21 protein-coding genes and 1 riboswitch are annotated in these 24,568 nt (G+C 71.7%); of the genes, 8 read left to right on the forward strand and 13 right to left on the reverse strand.

All coding sequences use genetic code 11. The features are described 5' to 3' along the window. Positions 1–191 precede the first annotated feature (191 nt). A complete protein-coding gene (locus ACZ6K0_RS24125) occupies positions 192–2,111 on the forward strand; it encodes an AAA family ATPase (protein WP_376410415.1) in 1,920 nt (639 codons plus the stop codon). A gap of 31 nt (positions 2,112–2,142) precedes the next feature. Here the strand turns inward: ACZ6K0_RS24125 and ACZ6K0_RS24130 are convergent, their stop codons facing one another. The 10 genes from ACZ6K0_RS24130 to ribD form a co-directional block, all read right to left on the reverse strand. Beyond that, on the reverse strand, positions 2,143–3,201 hold the full coding sequence (locus ACZ6K0_RS24130; RefSeq protein WP_469235543.1) for a hemolysin family protein: 1,059 nt from the start codon (positions 3,199–3,201) through the stop codon (positions 2,143–2,145). Further along, the gene (locus tag ACZ6K0_RS24135) at positions 3,198–4,598 is read right to left on the reverse strand and encodes a hemolysin family protein (protein WP_376410410.1); all 1,401 of its coding nucleotides are present in this window, start codon (positions 4,596–4,598) and stop codon (positions 3,198–3,200) included. The genes ACZ6K0_RS24130 and ACZ6K0_RS24135 overlap by 4 nt, the downstream gene beginning before the upstream one ends. Before the next feature lie 254 nt (positions 4,599–4,852). Beyond that, positions 4,853–5,305 carry a PH domain-containing protein gene (locus ACZ6K0_RS24140; protein ID WP_376410407.1) on the reverse strand — a complete coding sequence of 151 codons (453 nt, stop codon included), beginning with the start codon at positions 5,303–5,305 and terminating at the stop codon, positions 4,853–4,855. Between the two features lie 46 nt (positions 5,306–5,351). Beyond that, positions 5,352–6,200, reverse strand: coding sequence for an ATP phosphoribosyltransferase (gene hisG / locus ACZ6K0_RS24145; protein ID WP_024760817.1), 849 nt, complete (start codon positions 6,198–6,200; stop codon positions 5,352–5,354). A 115-nt stretch (positions 6,201–6,315) separates the two neighbouring features. Then, a complete protein-coding gene (locus tag ACZ6K0_RS24150; RefSeq protein ID WP_053643769.1) occupies positions 6,316–6,588 on the reverse strand; it encodes a phosphoribosyl-ATP diphosphatase in 273 nt (90 codons plus the stop codon). A gap of 35 nt (positions 6,589–6,623) precedes the next feature. Then, on the reverse strand, positions 6,624–7,109 hold the full coding sequence (gene ribH / locus ACZ6K0_RS24155; protein WP_024760819.1) for a 6,7-dimethyl-8-ribityllumazine synthase: 486 nt from the start codon (positions 7,107–7,109) through the stop codon (positions 6,624–6,626). 31 nt (positions 7,110–7,140) lie between these two features. Next, positions 7,141–8,421 (reverse strand): bifunctional 3,4-dihydroxy-2-butanone-4-phosphate synthase/GTP cyclohydrolase II, encoded by a 1,281-nt coding sequence (locus tag ACZ6K0_RS24160; protein ID WP_376410404.1) that lies wholly within the window; start codon positions 8,419–8,421, stop codon positions 7,141–7,143. Continuing rightward, positions 8,418–9,011, reverse strand: coding sequence for a nicotinamide mononucleotide transporter family protein (locus ACZ6K0_RS24165; RefSeq protein ID WP_376410567.1), 594 nt, complete (start codon positions 9,009–9,011; stop codon positions 8,418–8,420). The genes ACZ6K0_RS24160 and ACZ6K0_RS24165 overlap by 4 nt, the downstream gene beginning before the upstream one ends. Positions 9,012–9,055: 44 nt before the next feature. Then, positions 9,056–9,664, reverse strand: a complete 609-nt coding sequence (locus tag ACZ6K0_RS24170; RefSeq protein WP_376410401.1) for a riboflavin synthase — start codon at positions 9,662–9,664, stop codon at positions 9,056–9,058. Positions 9,665–9,666: 2 nt separating this feature from the next. Further along, on the reverse strand, positions 9,667–10,740 hold the full coding sequence (ribD, locus tag ACZ6K0_RS24175) for a bifunctional diaminohydroxyphosphoribosylaminopyrimidine deaminase/5-amino-6-(5-phosphoribosylamino)uracil reductase RibD (RefSeq protein ID WP_376410398.1): 1,074 nt from the start codon (positions 10,738–10,740) through the stop codon (positions 9,667–9,669). 173 nt (positions 10,741–10,913) lie between these two features. Then, a riboswitch (FMN riboswitch) is annotated at positions 10,914–11,043 on the reverse strand. Between the two features lie 243 nt (positions 11,044–11,286). Here ribD and ACZ6K0_RS24180 point away from each other — a divergent pair. The 3 genes from ACZ6K0_RS24180 (at position 11,287) to ACZ6K0_RS24190 (ending at position 16,210) form a co-directional block, all read left to right on the forward strand. Next, complete coding sequence (locus ACZ6K0_RS24180) at positions 11,287–13,668, forward strand: chitinase C-terminal domain-containing protein (RefSeq protein ID WP_376410395.1); 2,382 nt, start codon at positions 11,287–11,289, stop codon at positions 13,666–13,668. A 152-nt stretch (positions 13,669–13,820) separates the two neighbouring features. After that, entirely contained in the window at positions 13,821–14,582 is a 762-nt protein-coding gene (locus ACZ6K0_RS24185; protein ID WP_469235548.1) for an SDR family oxidoreductase, read from the forward strand. Between the two features lie 224 nt (positions 14,583–14,806). Next, positions 14,807–16,210, forward strand: a complete 1,404-nt coding sequence (locus ACZ6K0_RS24190; RefSeq protein WP_469235550.1) for a cellulase family glycosylhydrolase — start codon at positions 14,807–14,809, stop codon at positions 16,208–16,210. A 30-nt stretch (positions 16,211–16,240) separates the two neighbouring features. Here ACZ6K0_RS24190 and ACZ6K0_RS24195 read toward each other — a convergent pair whose 3' ends face one another. Then, positions 16,241–17,383, reverse strand: a complete 1,143-nt coding sequence (locus tag ACZ6K0_RS24195; RefSeq protein ID WP_469235552.1) for an ROK family transcriptional regulator — start codon at positions 17,381–17,383, stop codon at positions 16,241–16,243. 105 nt (positions 17,384–17,488) lie between these two features. Here ACZ6K0_RS24195 and ACZ6K0_RS24200 point away from each other — a divergent pair, with 105 nt between their 5' ends. The 3 genes from ACZ6K0_RS24200 (at position 17,489) to ACZ6K0_RS24210 (ending at position 21,053) form a co-directional block, all read left to right on the forward strand. Further along, positions 17,489–18,712 carry an MFS transporter gene (locus ACZ6K0_RS24200; RefSeq protein ID WP_469235554.1) on the forward strand — a complete coding sequence of 408 codons (1,224 nt, stop codon included), beginning with the start codon at positions 17,489–17,491 and terminating at the stop codon, positions 18,710–18,712. 120 nt (positions 18,713–18,832) lie between these two features. Further along, a complete protein-coding gene (locus tag ACZ6K0_RS24205) occupies positions 18,833–20,260 on the forward strand; it encodes a uracil-xanthine permease family protein (RefSeq protein WP_469235556.1) in 1,428 nt (475 codons plus the stop codon). Positions 20,261–20,333: 73 nt separating this feature from the next. Beyond that, positions 20,334–21,053: a DUF5995 family protein gene (locus ACZ6K0_RS24210; RefSeq protein WP_376410377.1), complete on the forward strand. Its 720-nt coding sequence runs from the start codon at positions 20,334–20,336 to the stop codon at positions 21,051–21,053. A 12-nt stretch (positions 21,054–21,065) separates the two neighbouring features. On the opposite strand, the gene ACZ6K0_RS24215 is transcribed toward ACZ6K0_RS24210, so the two are convergent. Further along, on the reverse strand, positions 21,066–22,763 hold the full coding sequence (locus tag ACZ6K0_RS24215) for a flavin monoamine oxidase family protein (protein WP_314613831.1): 1,698 nt from the start codon (positions 22,761–22,763) through the stop codon (positions 21,066–21,068). A 62-nt stretch (positions 22,764–22,825) separates the two neighbouring features. Beyond that, complete coding sequence (locus tag ACZ6K0_RS24220; protein ID WP_376410373.1) at positions 22,826–23,632, reverse strand: carbon-nitrogen hydrolase family protein; 807 nt, start codon at positions 23,630–23,632, stop codon at positions 22,826–22,828. Positions 23,633–23,925: 293 nt separating this feature from the next. Here ACZ6K0_RS24220 and ACZ6K0_RS24225 point away from each other — a divergent pair, with 293 nt between their 5' ends. Further along, positions 23,926–24,489, forward strand: coding sequence for a Repetin (locus tag ACZ6K0_RS24225; protein ID WP_469235559.1), 564 nt, complete (start codon positions 23,926–23,928; stop codon positions 24,487–24,489). Positions 24,490–24,568 lie beyond the last annotated feature (79 nt).

Raw genomic sequence — 24,568 nt, forward strand, 5'->3', positions numbered from 1 at the left:
TCCCCCGTGATCGGGGGCTTCGTTCTGCCCCCGATCACCCTCACCGGAGCCCCTTCACGACCCCCGATGCTCACCCAGGGTCACTGCTTCCGGATCATGCGCTTCTTCTTAAGCGCGCACCCCCTGCGCAGGTACGATGCCCGCAGGTGCGGTCAAATCCCGTCCATGCGAAGACGGTTGTGGGGGACCCGATGGACATCGGCACGCAGGGCTCACTGGCCCCCGCCGAGCTCGCCTGGCTGCGCGGAGTCGACGCCTACACGATGGGCGCCTATCCGCAGGCGGAGGACGAGTTCCGGACGGCGGTACGGATCGATCCCGGGATGGCGGACGCCTGGCTCGGGCTGCACGCGCTCCGGGTCGACACCACGACCGCGCTGTTGCGCATGTACCGCAACCGCGATCGCTTCGGCGAGCAGCGCACCCGGCACCGGCGCACGCTGAACTCCTGGTACTGGCTGGGCTGGTGGGTCCAGCCCGTTCTGGAGAGCCCGCGCGACCTGCTGCTCGCCCACGCCTCCCACTGGCTCGACGGACGCCACGTGCCGGAGCTGGACCGGGCGCTCGCGGGGCTCCCCCCGGTCGACACCGACCCGCAGGTCCGCTTCCTCCACGCCTGCCGCGCCTATCTCGTCAAGGACTGGGACCAGCTCGTCCGCCATACGGAGACCCTCGTCGACGACCCGCTGCTCGGCATCGAGGCGGGCCTCTTCGGCGGCATGGCCCGGGTCCGGCTGGAGATGTACGGCCAGGCGGAGCCGCTGCTCTCGGCCTCCCTGATGCGCTGCCGCAGCGAGCAGCCGCAGCGCAAGGAGCTCCGCTACTGGCTCGCCCGCGCCCACGAGGGCACCGGCCGCAGCGCCGCGGCCCTGCCCCTCTACCGGGCCGTGCACCGGATCGACCCGGCGTTCATGGACACGGCCGCCCGGCTCGCGGCGATCGCCGAGTACGACGGCTTCGAGGGGTACGACGGCATGGACGACCCGTCCGGCCTCGCGACGGTCGCCCTCGGCACCGTCGGCGGCGGCCTCGGCCAGGAGACGGTGGACACCGCCCCTGGCGCCGACCCCGACGCCGGGTCGCTCGGCGACGGGCTGCGGCTCGCGCCCGAGCCCGTACCGCCGATCGTTCCCGCGGCTCCGCCCGAGACCGTACGGCAGAAGACGCCCCTGCCCTCGCAGCCGGGGCCTCCGCGCTTCCCCGCCGGGCCCACCGACCCGGTCCTGCTCGCGGAGGCGCTCGCCGAGCTGGAGGGCATGGTCGGGCTCGACCCGGTGAAGCGCCAGGTCAAGGCGCTCTCCGCCCAGCTGGAGATGGCACGCCTCCGGGCCGACCAGGGGCTCCCCGTCCAGCCGCCGAAGCGGCACTTCGTCTTCTCCGGCCCCTCCGGCACCGGGAAGACGACGGTCGCCCGGATCCTGGGGCGGGTCTTCTACGCCCTCGGGCTGCTCGGCGGCGACCACCTCGTGGAGGCCCAGCGGGCCGATCTCGTCGGCGAGTTCCTCGGGCAGACGGCGGTCAAGGCCAACGAACTCATCGACTCGGCGCTCGGCGGGGTGCTCTTCGTCGACGAGGCCTACGCCCTCTCCAACACGGGCTACAGCAAGGGCGACGCCTACGGGGACGAGGCCCTCCAGGTCCTCCTCAAGCGGGCCGAGGACAACCGCGACCATCTGGTGGTCATCCTCGCCGGCTACCCCGAGGGCATGGACCGGCTGCTCACCACCAACCCCGGCCTGTCCTCCCGCTTCACCACGCGGGTCGACTTCCCCTCGTACCGGCCGCTCGAACTCACCGCGATCGGCGAGGTCCTGGCCGCGGCCAACGGGGACGGCTGGGACGACGAGGCCCGGGACGAGCTCGGCTCGATCAGCGGGCACGTCGTGGAGCAGGGCTGGATCGACGAGCTGGGCAACGGCCGCTTCCTGCGCACCCTGTACGAGAAGTCCTGCGCCTACCGGGACCTGCGGCTCTCCGGCTACCCGGGCACGCCGACCCGGGACGACCTCGCGACCCTCCGGCTCGCCGACCTCATGCAGGCGTACGGCGAGGTCCTGTCGGGCCGCGGTCCGATCGACCGCGGCCCTCAGCAGGAGCCGCCGGGGTACTAGGCGGTGTCCGGCGGATCAGGGCGGCCACCCCCTAGGCGGTGGCCGGCGCCGGAGCCGCGGCCGGGATCACGCGGTGGGCGGGGTCGCGGACCTCGCCCACCAGCATCTCCAGGACGTCCTCCAGGGCGACCAGCCCGAGGACCCGGCCCGAGCCGTCCGCGACCTGCGCCAGATGGGTGGCGGCGCGGCGCATCACGGTGAGGGCGTCGTCGAGCGGCAGCTCGGCGCGGAGCGTCGCCATCGGCCGCCACAGCTGGTGCGGCACGGCCCGCTCCCGCTCCTCCAGGTCGAGGACGTCCTTCACGTGCACGAAGCCCATGAAGGTGCCGCGCGCCTCGGCGCGGACCGGGAAGCGCGAGTAGCCGGTCCGTACGGTCAGCTCCTCGATCTCGCGCGGGGTGACGGACGGCGGGACGGTCACCAGGGAGGCAGGGGCGATGAGGACGTCCGTCACCGGGCGGCTGCCCAGTTCGAGGGCGTCCTCCAGGCGCTCCTGCTCGGCCGGGTCGAGCAGCCCGGCCTGTCCGGCGTCCTCGACGAGCCGGCCGAGCTGCGTCCGGGTGAAGACGGCCTCCACCTCGTCCTTCGGCTCGACCTTGAACGCCCGCAGGACGAGCCGGGCGCAGGCGCCCAGCGCGACCGTCACCGGCCGGCAGAGCCGGGCGAAGCCGACCAGGCCCGGGGCGAGCAGGAGCGCGGTCCGCTCGGGCGCCGCCATCGCCAGGTTCTTCGGAACCATCTCGCCGATGACGAGGTGAAGGACGACGACTGCGGCGAGGGCGATGACGTAGCCGAGCGGATGGATCAGGCCCTCCGGGACCCCGACGGTGTGGAAGACCGGTTCGAGGAGCCCGGCCACGGTCGGTTCGGCGACGGCTCCGAGCGTCAGCGAGCAGACGGTGATGCCGAACTGCGCCGCCGCCATCATCTGCGGCAGGTTCTCCAGACCGTGCAGGACCTTCTGGGCGCGGGCGCCGCCGAGCGGTTCGATCTGGCTGCGGCGGACGGAGACGAGCGCGAACTCGGCCCCGACGAAGAAGCCGTTGGCCAGGACCAGGACCAGGGCGAGCAGGAGCTGGAGGGTGTTCATCGGACGCCCTCCGCGACCAGCGGGGCGGCGGAGTCCACCGCGACCGCGTCGGCGTACGGCTCCGTGTCCGGGCGGGGGTCCGGGTCGGGGCCCGTCCGCACGAGCCGGACGCGCTCGGCCCGGTAGCGGTCGACCTGGCGCACCGAGAGCCGCCAGCCGGGGAGCTCGACGCGGTCGCCGGGGGCGGGGATGCGCCCGAGGAGGTCGGCGACGAGCCCGGCCACCGTCTCGTACGGACCGTCGGGCACGTCGAGGCCTATCCGGCGCAGGGTGTGGACCCGGCAGGAGCCGTCGGCGTCCCAGACGGACCGGCCGTCCTCGGCGGGCGCGGCGGCCAGCTCGGGACGCCCGTCGGCGAGGGTGTCGTGCTCGTCGCGGACCTCGCCGACGAGCTCCTCGACGATGTCCTCCAGGGTGACGACGCCGGCCGTACCGCCGTACTCGTCGACGACCACGGCGATCGGCTGCTCCCTGCGCAGCCGCTCCAGGAGGGCCTGGGCGGGCAGCGACTCGGGGACGAGGAGCGGCGGGACCGCGATCCGGCCGACGGGGGTGCGCAGCCGGGCGTGCGGGGCGACGGCGAGCGCGTCCTTGAGGTGGACCATGCCGACGATCTCGTCGATGCGGTCGCGGTAGACCGGGAAGCGCGAGAGGCCGGTGGCCCGGGTGAGGTTGAGGACGTCCGCCGCGGTGGCGTCCCACTGGAGGGCGTTCACCTTCACGCGCGGGGTCATGACCTGCTCGGCGGTGAGGCCGCCGAGGGAGAGGGTCCGGACGAAGAGGTCGGCGGTGTCCTGTTCGAGCGCGCCGGCCAGGGCGGAGTGCCGGGCGAGCGAGACGAGCTCGCCGGGGGTGCGGACGGAGTCCAGCTCCTCGGTGGGCTCGACGCCCAGGAGCCGGACCAGCCGGTTGGCGACCCGGTTGAGGAGGGCGATCACCGGCCGGAAGAGCGCGGAGAAGCGGCGCTGCGGGGTGGCGACGAAGCGGGCCACCTGGAGCGGCCTGGAGACCGCCCAGTTCTTCGGTACGAGCTCGCCGACCACCATCTGGACGGCGGAGGCGAGGAGCATCCCGATCACCACCGAGATCCCGGAGACGGCCCCTTCGGGCAGTCCGGTCGCGGTGAGCGGCCCGTGGAGCAGCCCGGCGAGCGCGGGCTCGGCGAGCATGCCGACGACGAGGGAGGTGATGGTGATGCCGAGCTGGGTGCCGGAGAGCTGGAAGGACAGCTCGCGCAGCGCGGTGACGACGGTGCGGGCGCGCCGGTCGCCGGCGGCCGCGGCCCGCTCGGCCTCGGCGCGCTCGACGGTCACGAGTCCGAACTCGGCGGCCACGAAGAAGCCGTTGGCGAGGATCAGGAGAAAGGCCGCCGCGAGCAGAAGAAGGGAGATGATCATGCCGCCGCCTCCTGGGAGGGGGCGGCGCAGGTACTACCGGACGATCCGTCCATTGCTGGAGGGAGTCACTCCTCGGGTCGAAGGGTGGCCCCGCGGGCCGCGGCAGCGGCCCTGCACGTGCGAGGCGGTGGTGCCGCTCGGCACCACCGCCTCCAGAGTAGTCACGCGAACGCCCCGCGTGGCAGGGGGCCGACCCCGGATGGGGGACGGATCCGGGTTCTCCCGCCCGGGATCCGTTCGCCGGGGCCCGGGTCTCAGACCCGCTCCGCGACCGTCCCCCGGCTGTCGACCAGGGCCCGCAGGGCACGGGCGTCCCGGATCGCCGCTTCCCTGGCGATGCCGGGCTGGATGCCGAGCGCCGGCAGGCTGGTGCCGTCGCTCAGGTCGAGGAAGACCCAGGCGTCGCCGGGGCGGAGGTTGACCTTGAGGATCTCCGCCCAGGCGAGCCGCCGCGTCCGGGTGATGTTGACGACCGTGACGCCCTCGTCGTCGGCGACGAGCTTGGGGCGGCTCAGCAGGATGAGGACCCCGAAGAGCAGCGCGGCGGTGAAGACGAAGCTGGCGCGCTCCCCCGGCCCCAGTCGCTCCAGCATCAGTGCGACGGCCGTGATGACGACGAACATCACGGTTCCGACGGTCAGCAGGACGGCCCGGGTGCGCCCCGGACGGAAGGTGACCGGGAGGTCGGGCAGCGGTGACTGGGACATCGGGGGCTTCCTCCGTGCCTCGGGGGACGTGCGGGCCGGGCCGCCGTCAGAGGCGGCAGGCGTGGATGGCGGTGGTGAGGATGGCGCGGGCGCCGATCTCGTACAGGTCGTCCATGATCCGCTGCGCCTCCTTGGCGGGGACCATCGCGCGGACGGCGACCCAGCCCTCGTTGTGCAGCGGGGAGACGGTCGGCGACTCGAGGCCCGGGGTGAGGGCGACGGCCTGCTCCAGGTGCTCGGCGCGGCAGTCGTAGTCCATCATCACGTACGAGCGGGCGACCAGGACGCCCTGGAGGCGGCGCAGGAACTGCTGGACCTGCGGGTGGTCGTCCGAGGCGCCGTGGCGGCGGACGACGACGGCCTCGGAGGTCAGGATCGGCTCGCCGATGACCTCCAGGCCGGCGTTGCGCAGGCTGGTGCCGGTCTCCACGACGTCGGCGATGACCTGGGCGACGCCGAGCTGGATGGCGGTCTCGACCGCGCCGTCCAGGTGGACGACGGAGGCGTCGATGCCCTGGTCGGCGAGGTGCTTGGCGACGATGCCCTCGTAGGAGGTCGCGATGGTCATGCCACCGAAGTCCTCCGGGCCGTTCGCGGTGCCCGGCCGGGTGGCGTAGCGGAAGGTGGAGCGGCCGAAGTTCAGCGCGAGGATCTCCTCGGCGCTGGCTCCGGAGTCCAGGAGCAGGTCACGGCCGGTGATGCCGATGTCCAGCTTCCCGGAGGCGACGTAGATCGCGATGTCCTTCGGCCGCAGGTAGAAGAACTCGACCTCGTTGTCGGGGTCGATGACGACGAGCTCCTTGGACTCCTTGCGCTGGCGGTAGCCGGCCTCATGGAGCATTGCCGACGCAGGTCCGGAGAGGGAACCCTTGTTGGGAACGGCGATGCGCAGCATGGGGTGAGCTTCCTTTGCCTGGGAGTGGTGGGGAGACCGAGAAGTCGTGCTCAGAGGTCGTGCTCGGAGGTCGTACTCAGAGGTCGTACTCAGAGGTCGTGCTCGGAGGTCCTGCTCAGAGATGGGCGTAGACGTCGTCGAGCGAGATCCCGCGGGCGACCATCATCACCTGGACGTGGTACAGCAGCTGCGAGATCTCCTCGGCGGCCGCTTCCTTGCCCTCGTACTCGGCGGCCATCCAGACCTCGGCGGCCTCCTCGACGACCTTCTTGCCGATGGCATGGACGCCCTTGTCCACCAGTTCCGCGGTGCGGGAGGTGGCCGGATCGCCGTTCTCGGCCTTGAGCTTGAGCTCGGCGAAGAGCTCTTCGAAGGTTTTGTTCGCCATGATGGTCCTAAGGGTACGGGGTGCGGATGCGCCACTCAGCGCCAGGGTTCGCTGACCGTGCGCAGCGTGGTGGCGGTGGCGACGGCGGCGGTGACCGCTTCGTGGCCCTTGTCCTCGGAGGAGCCTTCGAGGCCGGCCCGGTCGAGGGCCTGCTCTTCGTTGTCGACGGTGAGGACGCCGAATCCGACGGGTACGCCGGTGTCGATCGAGACCTGGGTGAGGCCGTGGGTCACGCCCTGGCACACGTACTCGAAGTGCGGGGTTCCGCCGCGGATGACGACTCCGAGCGCGACGATGGCATCGTAGCCGCGTCCGGCGAGGACCTTCGCCACGACGGGGAGCTCGAAGCTGCCGGGGACGCGCAGGAGGGTCGGCTCGTCGATGCCGAGCTCGCTCAGGGCGCGCAGGGCGCCGTCGACGAGGCCGTCCATGATCTTCTCGTGCCACTGGGCCGCGATGACCGCGACCCGCAGGTCGCCGCAGTTCTTCACGCTGAGGACGGGTGCGCCCTTGCCGCTCATGTCTCTCCTTGAACCGTACGAAAAGTGGAAGTTACTGGTTGCCGCAGGTGGAGGCCGGGGAGCCGTCCAGCCAGGGCAGGTCGTGGCCCATCCGGTCCCGCTTGGTGCGCAGGTAGCGGAGGTTGTGCTCGCCGGCCTGGACCGGCATGGGCTCGCGGCCCTCGACCCGGAGGCCGTAGCGGGTCAGGGCCTCGATCTTGTCGGGGTTGTTGGTCATCAGGCGCAGGCTGTGGACGCCGAGGTCGACGAGGATCTGGGCGCCGGCCGCGTAGTCGCGGGCGTCGGCGGGCAGCCCGAGCTCCAGGTTGGCGTCGAGGGTGTCGCGGCCCTGCTCCTGGAGCTCGTACGCGCGGAGCTTGGAGAGCAGGCCGATGCCGCGGCCCTCGTGGCCGCGCAGGTAGACGACGACACCGCGGCCGGCTTCCTGGATGCGGTCCATGGAGGCCTGGAGCTGGGGGCCGCAGTCGCAGCGCAGCGAGTGGAAGATGTCGCCGGTCAGGCACTCGGAGTGGACCCGGACGAGCAGGTCCTCGCCGTCGCCGACCTCGCCGTGGACCAGGGCGACGTGCTCGACGCCGTCGACGGTGGAGCGGTAGCCGTACGCGGTGAAGTCGCCGTGCGCGGTGGGGAGCTGGACCTCGGCCTCGCGGCGGACGGTCGGCTCGGCGGAGCGCCGGTAGGCGATCAGGTCCTCGATGGAGATGATCGTGAGGCCGTGCTTGCGGGCGAAGGGCACGAGCTCGGGCAGGCGCAGCATGACGCCGTCCTCGCCGGCGATCTCGACGATCGCGCCGGCCGGGCGGAGGCCCGCGAGGCGGGCGAGGTCGACGGCGGCCTCGGTGTGGCCGTTGCGGGCGAGGACGCCGCCGGGCTTGGCGCGCAGCGGGAAGACGTGGCCGGGGCGGACGAAGTCGGACGGCTCGTGGCTGCCGCTCGCCAGCATCCGCAGCGTGGTGGCGCGGTCGGCGGCGGAGATGCCGGTGGTGACGCCGTGCGCGGGGGACGCGTCGACGGAGACGGTGAAGGCCGTCCGCATCGACTCGGTGTTGTGCTCGACCATCTGCGGGAGGTGGAGGCGTTCCAGCTCCTCGTCCTCCATGGGCGCGCAGATCAGGCCGCGGCACTCGCTCATCATGAAGGCGACGATCTCGGGGGTCGCCTTCTCGGCGGCGATGACGAGGTCGCCCTCGTTCTCGCGGTCCTCGTCGTCGACGACGACGACGGGGCGCCCGGCGGCGATGTCGCGGACGGCCTGCTCGACGGGGTCGAGGGCGAGGTCGGTGGCGTCCCAGAGGGGAAGGGCGGCGCTCATGCGTGGGCTCCTTCCAGAGCGGCGGAGGTCGTGCGCGTCCGGAGCCACCAGTCGCGCATGCCCCAGATGACGAGGGCGAAGTAGATGACGTAGACCAGGCCGGAGAAGGCGAGGCCGCTGTTGAAGGCGAGGGGGACGCCGACGAGGTCGACGAGGAGCCAGGCGAACCAGAACTCGACGAGGCCGCGGGCCTGGGCGACCATCGCGACGAGGGTGCCGACGAAGATGTACGCGTCGGCCCACGGGCTCCAGGAGAGCGACGGGTAGAGGGTGAAGAGCCCGCCGACGGCGAGGGTGCCGACGACCGCGCCCGCGAGGAGCAGGCCGCGCTCCCTCCAGGTGGCGAAGCGGACGGCGATGGAGCCGTCCTGGGCCTGCTGTCGGCCCCGGTTCCACTGCCACCAGCCCCAGGCGGCGACGCCGATGACGAGGAGCTGCTTGCCGACGCCGCCGGAGAGGTGGGCGGAGGCGTAGGCGCCGACGAGGATCACGCCGGAGAGCAGCTGGGCGGGCCAGGTGAGGATGGAGCGGCGCCAGCCGAGCGCGAGGGCTATGAGCCCGATCGTGTTGCCGATCATGTCGGACCACATGATGTGCTGGTCGAGGACGGTGAACGCCTCGGAGTTGAGCCAGTTCACTTGCCGTTCTCCTGGGCGTTCGGGCCGAGCAGCCGCTCGACGTACTTGGCGATGACGTCCACTTCCAGGTTGACCGGGTCGCCGCTCGCCTTGATGCCGAGCGTGGTCAGGGCGAGGGTGGTGGGGATGAGGCTGATGGTGAACCAGTCGTCGGCGACCTCGACGACGGTGAGGCTGACGCCGTCGACCGTGATCGAGCCCTTCTCGACGACGTAGCGCGAGAGGTGGGCGGGCAGGCCGACCTTGACGAGCTCCCAGTGCTCGGACGGGGTCCGGTCGAGGATCGTGCCCGTGCCGTCGACGTGTCCCTGGACGATGTGGCCGCCGAGGCGGTCGCCCACGGCCATGGGCCGCTCCAGGTTGACCCGGGAGCCCGCTTCGAGGGCGCCGAGGCTGGACCGCTTGAGGGTCTCGGCCATGACGTCGGCGGTGAACTCGCCGTCGCCGAACTCGACGACCGTGAGACAGACACCGTTGACGGCGATGGAGTCGCCGTGCTGGGCGCCTTCCGTGACCAGGGGGCCGCGCAGTCGGAAGCGGGAGGCGTCCTCCAGCTGCTCGACGGCGACGACCTCGCCCAGTTCTTCGACGATTCCGGTGAACACGGTCAGCGCTCCTTGGGGGTGGCGGTGATACGGAGGTCGGGTCCGATGCGGACGGTCTCGGTGACGTCGAGCCGCAACGCTTCGGTGATGGTGTTGATTCCGGCGTCGGCGAGGGCCTGCGGGCCCGCGCCGAGGAGGACCGGTGCGAGGTAGCCGACGACCTGGTCGACGGCGCCCGCGGCGACGAAGGCGCCCGCGAGGGTGGGGCCGCCTTCGAGGAGGACGGAGCGGACGCCGCGCTCGTGCAGGGCGTCCAGGAGGGCGGGTACGGACAGGCCGCGCCCGCCTCTGGGGAGGCGTACGACGTCGGGGAGGTCGCTCTCGGCGTCCTCGGCGATCGCGATGAGGGTGGGGGCCGCGTCGTCGAGGATCCGGGCGCCGGGCTTCACGGCGGTCGCCTCGGTGTCGACGACGACCCGCAGCGGCTGCACGGCGCCTTCCACGCCCCGTACGGCCAGGTGGGGGTCGTCGGCGCGGGCGGTGCCGGAGCCGACGACGACGGCGTCGGACTCGGCGCGCAGCCGGTGGACGTCGGCGCGGGACTCGGCGGAGGTGATCCAGCGGGAGGTGCCGTCGGCGGCGGCGATCCGGCCGTCGAGGGTGGCGGCGTACTTCCACCGGACGAAGGGCCGGCCGTGGCGTACGGAGGTGAGCCAGGCGATGTTGACCGCCCGGGCCTCGTCCTCCAGGAGGCCGCCCGTGACCTCGACGCCCGCGGCGCGCAGGGTGTCGGCACCGCCGGTGGCCTGCGGGTTCGGGTCGCCGACCGCGTACACGACCCGGCTGATCCCGGCCTCGATCAGGGCCTGGGCGCAGGGGCCGGTGCGGCCGGTGTGGTTGCAGGGTTCGAGGGTGACGTACGCGGTGCCGCCGCGGGCCAGGACGCCGGCCTCGCGCAGGGCGTGGACCTCGGCGTGCGGGCCGCCGGCGCGCTGGTGCCAGCCCTCGCCGACCGGGTGTCCGGAGGCGTCGGTGACGACGCAGCCGACGACGGGGTTGGGGCTGGTGGCGCCGAGACCGCGTGCGGCGAGCTCGACGGCTCGGTGCATGGCGGTGATGTCGGCCTGCTGGGCCACCGGGTCCTCCTGCCTCTTCGGGCACGGACTCCGGGGCCTGTCGATGACGACAGAGAGCGGGTGAGACGCCTCGCGCAGGGTGCGCCGAGGCCGGGTCCTGCGGGTACGCCGATCGTTTCCGACACGGCGACCAGCGGACGTACGGCTGACACACCCCTGACAGGGGTCGCCCGCCGCGCACTGCCTCCCATCCGGACTTTCACCGTCGGTCCAGGAGTTTCACCTGGTCAACCGGCCGCTGGCTGCGGACGGGTCGCGGACTATACCGCCGGTTCGGAATTACACCGACCCCGGAGTGCGCTGCTGCTGATACAGGGCCAGTCTGCCACGCCTGGTGACCGGCCATACCGGCGAACCCCTGTGGCCTGGCTCACATGTGGCCATTATCGCCTTCTTTGGTCCAGACCTATTGACGCACTGGTCTAGTCCTCTTAATCTCCGTGTCACCTCCGAGGTACAGGTCCGACGGTGTGCGCACTCCCCGGGCCCAACACGACCCACCCCCTTGTTCGTTGTGTTTTTCCACCTCCCCAGGAGGAACCGATCGTGTTGTCCCCCACCACGAAGAGAGCCTCGCTGCTCGCTTCCGGCGCGGCCGTCGCCGGACTGCTGCTCAGCTCGCTCGCCGGCGGCGTCTCGTACGCGGCCGACAACGAGTCCTGTCGCCCCGACGGGCTCTACAAGACCCCGGGCGTCGACGTCCCCTACTGCTCGGTCTACGACACCGAGGGCCGCGAGAAGATGGGCGCGGACCACCAGCGCCGGGTCATCGGCTACTTCACCGGCTGGCGCGACGGCAAGAACGGCCAGCCCGCCTACCTGGCCAAGGACATCCCGTGGGAGAAGATCACCCACATCAACTACGCCTTCGGCCACATCGGCGGGGACAACAAGCTCTCCGTCGGCACGGACGGTCCGAACAACGCGGCCACCGGGATGACCTGGCCCGGTGTCGCGGGCGCCGAGATGGACCCCGCGTACGCGTACAAGGGGCACTTCAACCTGCTCAACAAGTTCAAGAAGCAGCACCCGAACGTCAAGACGCTGATCTCGGTCGGCGGCTGGGCGGAGACCGGCGGCTACTTCGCGGACAACGGCGACCGGGTCAACTCCGGCGGCTTCTACTCGATGGCGACCAACGCCGACGGTTCGGTCAACCAGGCCGGGATCGACACCTTCGCCGCCTCGTCCGTCGACTTCATCCGGAAGTACGGCTTCAACGGCGTCGACATCGACTACGAATACCCGACGACCATGAAGGACGCCGGCAACCCGCTCGACTGGCAGCTCGCCAACGCGCGCCGCGCCGGACTCGTGCAGGGCTACGCGGCCCTCATGAAGTCCCTGCGCGAGAAGCTCGACGTCGCGGGCGCCGCCGACGGCAAGCACTACCTGCTGACCGTCGCCGCCCCCTCCTCCGGCTACCTGCTGCGGGGCATGGAGACCTTCCAGATGCAGAAGTATCTGGACTACGTCAACATCATGTCCTACGACCTGCACGGCGCCTGGAACGAGTACGTCGGCCCCAACGCCTCCCTCTTCGACGACGGCAAGGACGGCGAGCTCGCCGCCGCCAACGTCTACGGCTCTGCGCAGTACGGCAACATCGGGTACCTCAACACCGACTGGGCGTACCACTACTTCCGCGGCTCGATGCCGGCCGGCCGCATCAACATCGGCCTGCCCTACTACACCCGCGGTCACAAGAACGTGCAGGGCGGCACCGACGGTCTGTGGGGCAAGGCCTCCGCGACCACCTGCCCCGCCGGCGCCGGTCTGACCAAGTGCGGCGACGGCGCCACCGGCATCGACAACCTGTGGCACGACAAGGACACCAACGGTGTCGAGTCGCCCGCCGGCTCCAACCCGATGTGGCACGCCAAGAACCTCGAGAAGGGGATCGTCGGCGACTACGTCACGCAGTACGGCTTCCCGGCGAACACCACCCTGACCGGCACCTACGCCCGCAAGTACGACTCGACCCTGGTCGCGCCGTGGCTGTGGAACGCGCAGAAGAAGGTCTTCCTCTCCACCGAGGACGAGCAGTCGGTGGCCGCCAAGGCCGACTACGTGGTCAGCAAGGGCATCGGCGGCACCATGGTCTGGGAGATGGCCGGTGACTACGCCTGGAACGCCACCAAGGGCCAGTACGAGATGGGCTCCACGCTCACCTCGCTGATGTACGACAAGTTCAAGGCGGCCACCCCGTACGGCGCGAAGAAGTCCAACGCGGCCCTGCCGACCAAGGCCGTGAAGATCGACGCGCAGTTCACCGAGTTCAAGCTGGGCGACTCGAACTACCCGATCACCCCGAAGATCAAGATCACCAACAACACGGCGACCGCGCTGCCGGGCGGCACGGAGTTCCAGTTCGACTACGGCACCTCGGCGCCGGCCAACGCGTCGGACCAGTCGGGCTTCGGCACGAAGGTCATCAGCAGCGACCACACGGGCAGCAACGTGGGCGGCCTGAAGGGCGACTTCCACCGCGTCTCCCTGAAGCTCCCGGCCTGGCAGTCGCTGGCCCCGGGCGCCTCGGTCGACCTGGCGTTCAACTACTACCTGCCGGTGTCCACCCCCTCCAACTGGACGGTGAACATCAACGGCACGGCGTACGCCCTCGCCGGTGACCTGGCGCGCGGGACGACGGTCGTGGAGCCCGGCTCCACCACGCCGCCGACCACCCCGCCGACCACGCCGCCCACCACCCCGCCGACGACTCCCCCGACCACGCCTCCGACGACCCCGCCGACGACGCCGCCCACCACGGGCTGCACCGTCCCGGCGTACGTGGCCGGCACGGTCTACAACGCGGGCACCGAGGTCTCCCACAACGGCCGCAAGTACAAGGCCCAGTGGTGGACCCAGAACGAGACGCCGGGCACGACCGGCGACTGGGGTGTCTGGAAGGACCTCGGCGCCTGCTGACACGTCAGCCGACGCACCCCCTCCGACAGACCCCCGGCGGCGGACTCTCACGGCCCTTGGCCGCCGCCGGGCTCCCACCGCGCCGCGCCCCCCTGTCCGGGGCGCGGCGCTCCGCGTGTGCGGACCGCGGCCAGGACCGTCAGTCTTGAGACATGAGCACGATCCTGGTGACCGGTGGCACGGGAACCCTGGGCCGGCCCGTCTGCGAACGGCTGCGGGCGGACGGCCACGAGGTACGCGTCCTCAGCAGGCACTCCCCGCCGTACGCGGTCGACCTGCGACAGGGCGGGCCCCTGCTCGACCGGGCGGTCGAAGGCGTGGACGCGGTCGTCCACTGCAGCAACATCCTGCGCGGCGACAAGGACGCCGCCCGCGTACTGATCGAGGCGGCGCGGCGCGCCGGGGTGCCGCACCTCGTGTACATCTCGATCATCGGCGTCGACCGGGTGCCGCTCGGCTACTACCGCACCAAGTACGCGGTGGAACGCATGATCCAGGGCTCGGGCATCGCCTGGACGCTGCTGCGCACCACCCAGTTCCACGACCTGATCCTCCAGCTGCTCCAGGGCCTGGCGAAGCCGCCCGTGATGCTGCTGCCCAAGGAGGTGCGGGACCAGCCGCTGGAGGTGACGGAGGCGGCTGCCCGCCTCGCCGAGCTGGCCGCGGGGCCCCCGGCGGGCCGGGTGGAGGACATGGCCGGCCCGGAGATCCGTACGTTCGTCGAGCTGGCCCACTCCTACCTGCGGGCGAGCGGTCGCCGCCGCCGCGTGGTCGAGGTCCCGCTGCCGGGCAGGGTCTACCGGGGGCTGCGGCGCGGCGAGCACCTGGCACCGGACCGCGCGGTGGGCCGCGTGACGTTCGACGAGTTCCTGGCGGGCCGGTTCGGCGGACCGGAGGAGACGGCGGGCGCGTAGCGACGGCTCACCGCTGGGTGACGGTCGGCGCGCAGCGGCTCACCGTTCGGGTGACGGCAGCCGCCCGCGGCGGTCGCCAACGGGGTGTCGCGGCCGAATCCGGACGGAGCTTTGTAGCGTTTCCGCGTCACTGCCGCGCTCTCGGTCCTGCCGCGTTCGGCTTCTCGCTCCCGTCGACGGCGCCGTGAACATGCCGGCGCATGCTCGTCGAAAGGCTCTGCGCGATGACCATCATGTCCTCGACCGCGCGCTGTCTCGGATTGGTCATGCTGGTGCTGGGACTGACCACACCGGCCGCGGCGGCATCGGCGCCTCCCGAACCGGGACACGCCGGCCGCTGGCTCACCGACGACCAGGGCCGAGTGGTCACCGTGCACGGCGTGAACATGGTCTACAAGAATCCGCCGTACTTCCCCGCGGCGGGAGGCTTCGGCGAGAAGGACGCGCGGTTCCTGGCGGAGAACGGTTTCAACGCGGTGCGGCTGGGTTTCGCGTGGAAGGCGGTGGAGCCGCGGGCCGGCGTCTACGACGACGACTACATCGAGAAGATCAGGCAGACCCAGCAGTTGCTGGCCCGGCACCACATCTACAGCCTCGTCGATTCCCATCAGGACGCGTTCAACGAATCGGTGGGCGCGAGCTGGAGCGGATTCCCCGACTGGGCGACGTACACCGACGGGTTCCCGGTGCAGCCGAATCCGGGCTTTCCCCTGGTCTACTTCACGAGCCCCGCGCAGAACCAGACGTGGGCGAACTTCTGGCGCGACCGCGCCGCGCCCGACGGTGTCGGGCTGCAGGAACACTATGCGGCCATGTGGGCGCACGTCGCGCAACGATTCGTGGACCAGCCGTACGTGCTGGGCTACGACCTGATCAATGAGCCGTGGCCCGGCTGGGAATACCCGTCCTGCTTCCCGAAGGGCTGTCCCCGGTTCGAGACCGGTGTGCTCGCGCCCTTCGAGGCGAAGGTCATGAACGCCATCCGCCGAGTCGACCGGAACCACCTGCTGTTCTACGAACCGTCCCTGACCAACGACTTCGGTACGCCGAACTGGATGCCGAATCCGACCGGCGATCCGAAGGCGGGGATGAGTTTTCACGACTACTGCCTCGGCAAGGTCGACACCTGTGTGACCAACGGACTGGCCCGCTCGGCCGCCGAAGGCGTCGTCGGGGTGGTGACCGAGTTCGGCGCGACCACGAACGCGACGAAGCTGACCGCTCTCGCCGATCGGTTCGACGCCGACATGGCTTCCTGGATGTTCTGGTCCCGGCCGCAGGACCAGACTCCCGGCCATCCCCAGGAGCCGCCGACCGGACCCAATCTGATGGACCCGTCAATCGTCCGGCCCTATCCACGTGCCGTCGCGGGTACCCCGCAGCAGTGGCAATACGACAGCGCGACCGGGACGTTCACCCTCCGGTACAGCACCCGCCGCGCCGATTCCGGCCTGCCGTTCGCCCCGGGAGCCCGCACCGAGGTGTTCCTGCCGCAGAGCGCCTACCCCGGTGGCTACCAGGTCGAGAGCCAGGGCGCCGACGTCGCGTCGTCACCCGATGCCCGGCTGCTTCAGCTCGTCACCAGCCCCGGGCAGGACACGGTGACGGTGACCGTGACGCGAGGGTGACCGGCGCCTGAGGCGCCCGGGACACCCGGGTCAGAGCCCCGTGACCGGCGGGCCGAAGAGCGCGTCCTGGGCCGCGTCGCGGGCCAGGAGGAGCGCGCCGCGCAGTACGGCCGCGTCACCGAGCGCCGTCGGGCGGACCTCCGTGCGGAGCGGGGAGAGGGCCGCCAGCTCCGCCTCCACCCGGGCCGCGAGTTCGGGGCCGCCCTGATGGCCCGTCTCTCCCCCGAGGACGACGCAGCCGGGATCCAGGACGGAGGCGACGGCCGCCGCGCCGACGGCCAGGCGGCGGGCCAGCGCGTCCAGGAAGGGGCCGTGGCCCGAGGCGAGCGCCTCGGCCGGGTCGAGTCCGTGGGCGGCGGCCAGCTGCTCGACCGCCGCCGTGCAGGCCAGCTCGTGGAAGCCGCCGTCGCAGCCGGTGGCCGAGGGGAGTCCGGAGGTGCCCGGCACGGGCAGGAAGCCGATCTCGCCCGCGCCGCCCGAGGCCCCGCGGCGCAGCCGGCCGTCCAGGACCACGGACGCGCCGACGCCCTGGCCGAGCCAGAGCAGGACGAAGTCGTCCCGGTCGCGGGCGGCGCCCGCGCGGAGCTCGGCGACGGCGGCGAGGTTGGTCTCGTTCTCGACGAGGACGCGCGCGGGCAGCCGTTCCTGGAGGACGCCGATGAGATGCCGGTGCCAGGCGGGCAGCTTGGCGGAGTCGCGCAGCTCGCCGGTGGCCGGGTCGATGAGGCCGGGGGCGCCGACGGCCACGGTGTGCAGCCGGTCGACGCCGGCCTCCTTCGCGGTGCGCTCCAGAAGCGTGACCGCCTTGTCGACGGCCGGGCCCGTACCGCTGTCGTCGCCGACGGGCACGGTGGCCTCGGCGAGGGTGGTGCCGAGCAGGTCGGAGACGGTGACGGAGACGGAGCGGGTGCGCACGTCGAGCGCGGCGAGGTGCGCGCGGTCGGCGACGATCCCGTACAGCTTGGCGTTGGGTCCGCGGCGCTCCGCCCCGGACTCCCCCACGACGTGGACGAGCCCGGACTCCCGGAGCCGCTCGACGAGGTCGGCGACGGTCGGGCGGGAGAGTCCGGTGAGCGTCTTGAGCTGCGTGGCCGTCAACGGGCCCTCGTCCTGGAGCAGTCGCAGGGCGAGCCGGTCGTTGATGGCTCGGGCGGTGCTCGGGGATGCGGCCATGCGGCGATCCTCTCAGACTCGTTTCCCGTGCGGACTCCCCTGGACACTATTTATCAGGCAGGGTCCCTGATAGTTTACCGCCACACCACGACACAGGGAGGGCACATGGCGGCGCCGACCGTCTTCAGCACCGAGCGTCTGCGGCGGGCGCGCTTCGCCGTCGCCGCGGTCTTCTGCGTCCACGGCACGGTGACCGGCAGCTTCGCGACCCGCATCCCGTGGATCCAGGAGCACGCGAGCGTCAGCGCCGGTCAGCTCGGGCTCGCGCTCGCGTTCCCCGCGCTCGGCGCCTCCGTCGCGATGCCGCTGGCCGGCGCCATCAGCCACCGCTTCGGCGCCCGCACGGCCCTGCGCGGCCTGCTCTCCCTGTGGACGCTGTCGCTGACCCTGCCCTCGCTGGCCCCGAACATCTGGGGGCTGTGCGGCGCGCTCTTCGTGTACGGCGCGACGGCGGGCATGTCCGACGTGGCGATGAACGCGCTCGGCGTCGAGACCGAGAACCGGCTCGGCAAGTCCATCATGTCGAGCCTGCACGGCATGTGGAGCGCGGGCGCGCTGCTCGGCTCGGCCGCCGGCACGGTCGCGGCCCACCTGGGCGGCGACGCCCGGATCCACCACCTGATCGCGGCCCTGACCCTCACCGCGCTCGGCCTGGTCTGCTGCCAGGGCGTCCTCGACGTCCACAGCACGCAGGACGAGGAGGCGCCGCCGCGGTTCTCGCTGCCGCCGAAGGCCGCGCTGATCATCGGTGCCATCGGCTTCTGCGCGGTGTTCGCGGAGGGCGCCAGCCTCGACTGGTCGGCCGTCTACCTCCGGGACGAGCTGGGCACCTCGGCCGGGCTCGCGGCCGCCTCGACGACCGCCTTCGCGCTGACGATGGCCGTGGCCCGGCTGACCGGCGACCGCGTCGTGGACCGCTTCGGCGCGGTCCGTACGGTACGGGCCGGGGGCGCCGTCGCCACCCTCGGCGGGCTCATGGTCGTCCTCGCCCCGCACGCGGCCGTCGCGATGGCCGGATTCGGTCTCATCGGGCTCGGTGTCGCCGTCGTCGTCCCGCTCGCCTTCGCCGCCGCGGCCCGCAGCGGCCCGAACCCCAGCCAGGCCATCGCGGGCGTCGCCACCATCACGTACACCTCGGGCCTCATCGCCCCCTCGGCGATCGGCGGCATCGCCGACGCGACCTCCCTCGTCTTCTCCTTCGGGCTGGTCACGCTGCTGGCCCTGGGCCTCGTGCTCGGCGCGGGCGTCCTGCGGCCCGGCGCGCGCGAGGCGGCGGCGTCGGGTAGGACGGACGGCGCCCCCGCGAAGAGCTCCGGCCCGGTCGCGTAACCGCCGGTCCGCTCCGTACCGACGGCGGAGCGCGGTTCCGGCGGGCCGCGGCGCATACCATGTGGCTGATCTTTTGCGGTCATGACACGGCCGCCGGAACCTCGGAACGGGAGCGACCTCATGAACCTCGGCGTGCGCTGGACCCTGCACGGCGACGGGAGAACACCCGCTCCCGGGGCCGTCGTCCGGCCGGACGAGCGGCTCTCCTGGCCCCGCACCGTCGGGCTCGGCGCGCAGCACGTCGTCGCCATGTTCGGGGCGTCCTTCGTCGCCCCGGTCCTGATGGGTCTGGACCCGAACCTCGCGATCATGATGTCCGGTGTCGCGACCGTGATCTTCCTCCTCGCGACCCGCGGCACCGTCCCGTCCTACCTCGGCTGCTCGCTCTCCTTCGTCGGCGTCGCCGCCGCGATCCGGGCCTCGGGCGGCACCAGCGCCACCGTGACCGGCGCGGTCCTCGTCGTCGGCGCGGTGCTCTTCCTGGCCGGTCTGGCCGTACGGAAGTTCGGCGCGCGGATCATCCACGCGGCGATGCCCCCGATCGTGACCGGCGCCGTCGTCATGCTGATCGGCTTCAACCTGGCCCCGGTCACCGCGTCGACGTACTGGCCGCAGGACCAGTGGACGGCGCTGCTCGTGATGCTGTTCACCGGTCTGGCCGTGGTCTGCCTGCGCGGCTTCTGGTCGCGGATCGCGATCTTCCTCGGCCTGATCTTCGGCTACGCCATCTCCTGGATCTTCGACCTCGTCTTCGGCAAGATCCACTCGATGTCCCCGAGCGGCCAGGTCACCGACCACTGGCGGCTCGACCTCTCCGGCGTGTCGAAGGCCGACTGGATCGGCCTGCCGACCTTCCACGGACCGAGCTTCGAGTGGTCCGCGATCCTGGTCGCGCTGCCCGTGGTCATCGCGCTGATCGCCGAGAACGCCGGCCACGTCAAGGCCGTCGGCGAGATGACCGGCGACAACCTGGACGACAAGCTCGGCACCGCGATCGCCGCCGACGGCGCCGCCTCGGTGCTGTCGACCGCCGTGGGCGGCCCGCCGAACACCACGTACTCCGAGAACATCGGCGTCATGGCCGCCACCCGGGTCTACTCGACCGCCGCCTACTGGGCCGCGGCCGGCTTCGCCCTCCTCTTCGGCCTCTGCCCGAAGTTCGGCGCGATCGTCGCCGCCATCCCCGGCGGTGTCCTCGGCGGCATCACCGTGATCCTGTACGGCATGATCGGCCTGCTCGGCGCCCAGATCTGGATCAACGCCAAGGTCGACCTGCGCAACCCGCTCAACCTGGTCCCGGCCGCGGCCGGCATCATCATCGGCGTCGGCGGCGTGAAGCTCACCTTCTCGGACACCTTCGAGCTGGGCGGCATCGCGCTCGGCACGATCGTCGTCATTACCGGCTACCACGTGCTGCGGGCCTTCGCCCCGCCCCACCTCAAGCAGCAGGAACCGCTCCTGGACTCGGGCACGAGCTCGTACGAGGGCACCCCGGGTCGGACCTCGGACGAGAGCACCCCGGGCGTGGAGCCGGCACCGAAGAACTGAGTGATTCGCCCGTTCTGGGTAAGCCGGGCCCCGGGGAGTTCCCTCCGGGCCCGGCGGCTGGAAGCCTGCCCCCATGGCGCAGACCCAGCAGGTCGGGCAGGACATCAGGCAGGACATCGGGCCGTTCTCGGCGGTCGACCCCGTGGTGGACCGGATGCGGTCACTCCGCTCCGCCTGGCATCCCGCCGACGGGGTCGCCGTCTTCAACCGGGTCTATCTGACGGTCACCGAGGAGATCGGCCGCGCCATCGAGGCGGGTACCTTCGCCGACCGCAAGGCCGCCTCCACCCTCGACGTGCGCTTCGCCGAGCGCTATCTCGCGGCGGTCGACTCCGTCGCCGGCGGCGGCCCGGCGCCCGCCTGCTGGCGGCCGCTCTTCCACTACCGGCGCCACCCCGGCGTACGCCCGCTGCAGTTCGCGCTCGCCGGGATCAACGCCCACGTCGGCCACGACCTGCCGCTCGCGGTGGTCGACGCGTGCCGGATCCTGGAGTGCGCGCCGACGGATCTGGAGGACGAGTTCGACCGGGTCGGCGACATCCTCGTCCTCCTGGAGGAGCGCATCCGGGAGGAACTGATGCCGGGCCCGGACCTCCTGGAGATCGCGGACCCGCTGACGCATCTGCTCGGCTGCTGGAGCCTGGACCGGGCCCGCGACGGGGCCTGGCTGTCGGCACGCTCGCTCTGGCAGCTGCGCGGGCTGCCCGAGCTGGCCGGGGAGTTCACGGAACGCCTCGACCGGTCGGTCGGCCTGGTGGGGCGGATGCTGCTCACCCCGCTCACCAGGCCCTGACCCGTACGGGGATCAGTCCTCCGGCAGCTCGACCGGGGCGATCTCCTCGTAGACGTCGCCCGGACCCGGGTTGGTGGCGTCGGTGCCGCCGCCGAAGTGGTGCATCACGCCCCACACCGCGTTGAGAGCCGTCTGCACCGCGCCCTCGGCCCAGCCGGCCGTCCAGGAGATGTCGTCGCCCGCGAGGAAGATGCCCCGCTTGTCCTCGGGCAGCCGGTCCTGCATGAAGTGCGTGAACAGGCGGCGCTGGTAGCGGTAGTGGCCCGGCAGGTTCGCCTTGAAGGCGCCCATGAAGTAGGGCTCGTTCTCCCAGGAGACCGTCACCGGGTTGCCGATGATGTGCTTCCGGATGTCGACCTTCGGGTAGATCTCGCCGAGCGACTTCAGCATGACCTCCATCCGCTCGTTGGCGGAGAGCGGCAGCCACTTCAGGCTGTCGTCGCACCAGGTGTACGAGAGGCAGATGGTGGCCGGCTTGTCCGGGCCGTCGTCGAGGAGGTACGTGCCGCGGGTCATCCGGTCGGTCAGCGTCATCGACATGACGTCGCGGCCGGTCTCCTCGTCCTTGTCCAGCCAGAACGGCCGGTCGACAGGGACGAAGAGCTTGGAGCTCTCCATGTAGTGGGTGCGCTCGATCGCCGTCCAGTGGTCGATCGGGAAGAGCGAGTCGTCGCAGGCGATCTTGGAGAGCAGCATCCAGGACTGGGCGGTGAAGATCGCCGCCGGGTACGTACGGATGTCGCCGGAGGCGTCGGTGACCGTGATCCGGTTGCCGGCGGTCCGGTTCAGCCGGGTCACGGCCGGCTTCGGGGCGCCCTCGTGCAGGGAGCTGAGCGACGTGCCCGGCGCCCAGTGGACGATCTTCTGCGGCTCGCGCTCCCACAGGCGCAGCGGAAGCTGCTGCGAGCCGCCCACGATGCCCCGGTGGTGGTCGTCCGCCTCGGTGTAGACGACGCGGAGGATCTCCAGGATGGAGTTGGGGAAGTCCGTGTCCCAGCCGCCGGTGCCGAAGCCGACCTGGCCGAAGATCTCGCGGTGCCGGAAGGACTTGAAGGACTCCGACTCGCAGAGGAAGCCGTAGAAGGTCTGGTTGTCGAGCTTCTCGACGAGCTTCGACCAGATCTCGCGGATGCGCGGGACGTCCCGCTCGCGCATGGCCTGGTTCATGTCGGAGAAGTCGGCGCCCTCGTCCAGGCAGGCGTTCCACGCGTTCATCACGTCGCGGTAGACCTGCGGCAGGTCGTCGACGGTGGTGGCGTAGTGCGACTCGCCCTTGAGGTCGACGACGGTCGACGGGGTCGACTCGGCCAGCGGGTTCGGGAAGGGCGTGGTCTCCAGGCCGACGAGGTCGATGTAGTGCTGGAGCGCGGTCGAGGACGGCGGGAAGCGCATGGCGCCCATCTCCGCGGTCAGGCCCTCGGTGGCGGTGCCCTCGAAGCCGACCGTGCGCAGTCGGCCGCCGATCTGGTCGGCCTCGTAGACGACGGGCTTGAGGCCCATCTTCATCAGCTCGTACGCGGCGATGATGCCGGAGAGACCGCCGCCGATGACGGCGACCTCGGTGCCGTGCTCGGTGGCCGGTATCTGGCCGAGCCCGGCCGGGTGGGCCAGGAAGTCGTCGTACGCGTACGGGAAGTCCGGGCCGAACATCGTGATCGGCGGCTGGCCGTCGCTGTGGGGGACGGCGGTCGTGGGCACCGTGGACGTCATGGGGTACGGACTCCTTGCACGGAAAAGATGAGGCAGGTCGGGAAGGCGGGGGGCGGGCGGGCTCAGACGAGGGGGCCGTAGAGGCCCGGGCGCCGGTCGCGGAGGTAGGGGTTCTCCGCGCGGGAGGCCGCCAGGAAGTCGGGGTCGACGTCGCCGATGACGAGTTCCTCGCCGCGCCCGGCGCGGGCCCGGGCGGTGCCGTCGGGGCCGGCCAGGGCGGAGAGGCCGACGAACTCGAAGGCGCCCTCGGGGCCGGTCCGGTTGGCGTACGCGAGGTAGAGCTGGTTCTCGAAGGCGCGGACCGGGACCACGGACAGGGGCACGATCTCTGCGGGGTGCATCAGCGCGGTCGGGACGAGGAGGAGGTCCGTACCGGCCAGCGCGTGCGCCCGTACGTTCTCGGGGAACTCGACGTCGTAGCAGATCATCATGCCGACGGTGAGGCCGTCGATCTCCGCCTGGACGACGGCCTGGTCACCGGGGGTGAACCAGGTCAGCTCGAAGTCGCCGAAGAGGTGGGTCTTGCGGTAGTGCGCGAGGGGGGCGCCGTCGGCGCCGATGAGCTGCGCGGAGTTGTAGAGGACCCCGTGCCGCTCGGTGTCCCGCTCCGGGTAGCCGTAGCCGACGGCGAGGCCGTGGCGCACGGCGATCGCCGCGACGGCGCGGGCGGAGGGGCCGTCGGCCGGCTCGGCCAGGCGCGCGATGTCGGCGCCGATGGCGTAGCCGGTGAGGAACAGCTCGGGGGCGAGCAGCAGGCCCGCTCCGGCGGCCGCGGCACGGGCGGCGGCCTCGTCGAGGATCTTGAGGTTGGCGGCCACGTCACCGAGCTCGCCGGAGCTCTGGAGCAGGGCGGTGCGCAGCGCGGGCATGGGCGATCCTCGGGGGGTCGGAGTACAAGGGGAAGACGTCAAAAACGGTACGGTTTCGCGCTCTGTTCGGACAAGGCGGGAGCGTTGCGGACCGACCGTCGAACCATTGCGCGATCCACGCCCCGCGTGGCGATTCGTTGCGTACGGCTCCGCCGGGGGTCGTACGGCTCCCCCGCCGCGCGGCGGAGACGGGAACCGTCCTGCGGCTCGACGCCGTGGCGCGGCCTGCGCGGAAGAGTGGTCCTCGTCCGGAAGACCTGCCGGACGACCTGCCGAAAGGACCGGGAAAGACCATGAACCGTCGTACGAAGACCGTCGCCGTCGCCGCCGCCGTTCTGCTCACCCTGGGAGCCGGGGGTATCGCCGCGGCGGACGACGCTCCCGCCCCGGCCGCGGCCTCGGTCTCGGCCACCGTCAAGGAGGCCGCCGCGCTGACCGGCACCGCGAAGCTGTACCGGCCGGCCGGCGACGACATCACGTTCTCCTTCGACGCGCATCTGGCGGCGAAGGACAACAAGGATCCGCAGGCCGCGACGGGCACCTTCCGGTTCAGCCACTACAAGGACGGGAAGGGCGGCTACGCGGTGGCCAAGGTCGACTGCCTCACCACGGGCGGCAAGGTGGCCGTGGTGACGGGCGTCGTGACCGAGACCGACGTGGACGCCTTCCGGAACAAGCGCGTCGGGATCTCGGTGCACGACAACGGGAAGCGCGACCGTCTGGGCTACAGCTGGATCGGGCGCGACACGAACCTGGAGGTTCCGCCGTGCCTGAGCTCCGCCCCCTTCGAGAAGGTGCAGCCGGGCACCGGTGACTTCAAGGTGCTGCCCTGGCAGCTCGACTACCCGACCGAGTAGACCGCCCCACGGGGGTGGGCGGGCGAGGGGCGGTGCGGGAACCACGGCCCGCACCGCCCCGACCGCCCGTGCCCCGCAA

The organism is Streptomyces sp. NPDC042346, from assembly GCF_055581845.1.

Coding starts and splice junctions, on each gene's coding strand:
- ACZ6K0_RS24210 (WP_376410377.1), top strand. CDS start 20,334: ATGGCGCAGACCCAGCAGGTCGGGCAGGACATCAGGCAGGACATCGGG.
- ACZ6K0_RS24190 (WP_469235550.1), top strand. CDS start 14,807: ATGACCATCATGTCCTCGACCGCGCGCTGTCTCGGATTGGTCATGCTG.
- ACZ6K0_RS24135 (WP_376410410.1), bottom strand. CDS start 4,598: ATGATCATCTCCCTTCTTCTGCTCGCGGCGGCCTTTCTCCTGATCCTC.
- ACZ6K0_RS24160 (WP_376410404.1), bottom strand. CDS start 8,421: ATGAGCGCCGCCCTTCCCCTCTGGGACGCCACCGACCTCGCCCTCGAC.
- ACZ6K0_RS24165 (WP_376410567.1), bottom strand. CDS start 9,011: ATGTGGTCCGACATGATCGGCAACACGATCGGGCTCATAGCCCTCGCG.
- ACZ6K0_RS24125 (WP_376410415.1), top strand. CDS start 192: ATGGACATCGGCACGCAGGGCTCACTGGCCCCCGCCGAGCTCGCCTGG.
- ACZ6K0_RS24220 (WP_376410373.1), bottom strand. CDS start 23,632: ATGCCCGCGCTGCGCACCGCCCTGCTCCAGAGCTCCGGCGAGCTCGGT.
- ACZ6K0_RS24225 (WP_469235559.1), top strand. CDS start 23,926: ATGAACCGTCGTACGAAGACCGTCGCCGTCGCCGCCGCCGTTCTGCTC.
- ACZ6K0_RS24130 (WP_469235543.1), bottom strand. CDS start 3,201: ATGAACACCCTCCAGCTCCTGCTCGCCCTGGTCCTGGTCCTGGCCAAC.
- ACZ6K0_RS24205 (WP_469235556.1), top strand. CDS start 18,833: ATGAACCTCGGCGTGCGCTGGACCCTGCACGGCGACGGGAGAACACCC.
- ACZ6K0_RS24200 (WP_469235554.1), top strand. CDS start 17,489: ATGGCGGCGCCGACCGTCTTCAGCACCGAGCGTCTGCGGCGGGCGCGC.
- ACZ6K0_RS24195 (WP_469235552.1), bottom strand. CDS start 17,383: ATGGCCGCATCCCCGAGCACCGCCCGAGCCATCAACGACCGGCTCGCC.
- ACZ6K0_RS24140 (WP_376410407.1), bottom strand. CDS start 5,305: ATGTCCCAGTCACCGCTGCCCGACCTCCCGGTCACCTTCCGTCCGGGG.
- ACZ6K0_RS24185 (WP_469235548.1), top strand. CDS start 13,821: ATGAGCACGATCCTGGTGACCGGTGGCACGGGAACCCTGGGCCGGCCC.
- hisG (WP_024760817.1), bottom strand. CDS start 6,200: ATGCTGCGCATCGCCGTTCCCAACAAGGGTTCCCTCTCCGGACCTGCG.
- ACZ6K0_RS24215 (WP_314613831.1), bottom strand. CDS start 22,763: ATGACGTCCACGGTGCCCACGACCGCCGTCCCCCACAGCGACGGCCAG.
- ACZ6K0_RS24150 (WP_053643769.1), bottom strand. CDS start 6,588: ATGGCGAACAAAACCTTCGAAGAGCTCTTCGCCGAGCTCAAGCTCAAG.
- ribH (WP_024760819.1), bottom strand. CDS start 7,109: ATGAGCGGCAAGGGCGCACCCGTCCTCAGCGTGAAGAACTGCGGCGAC.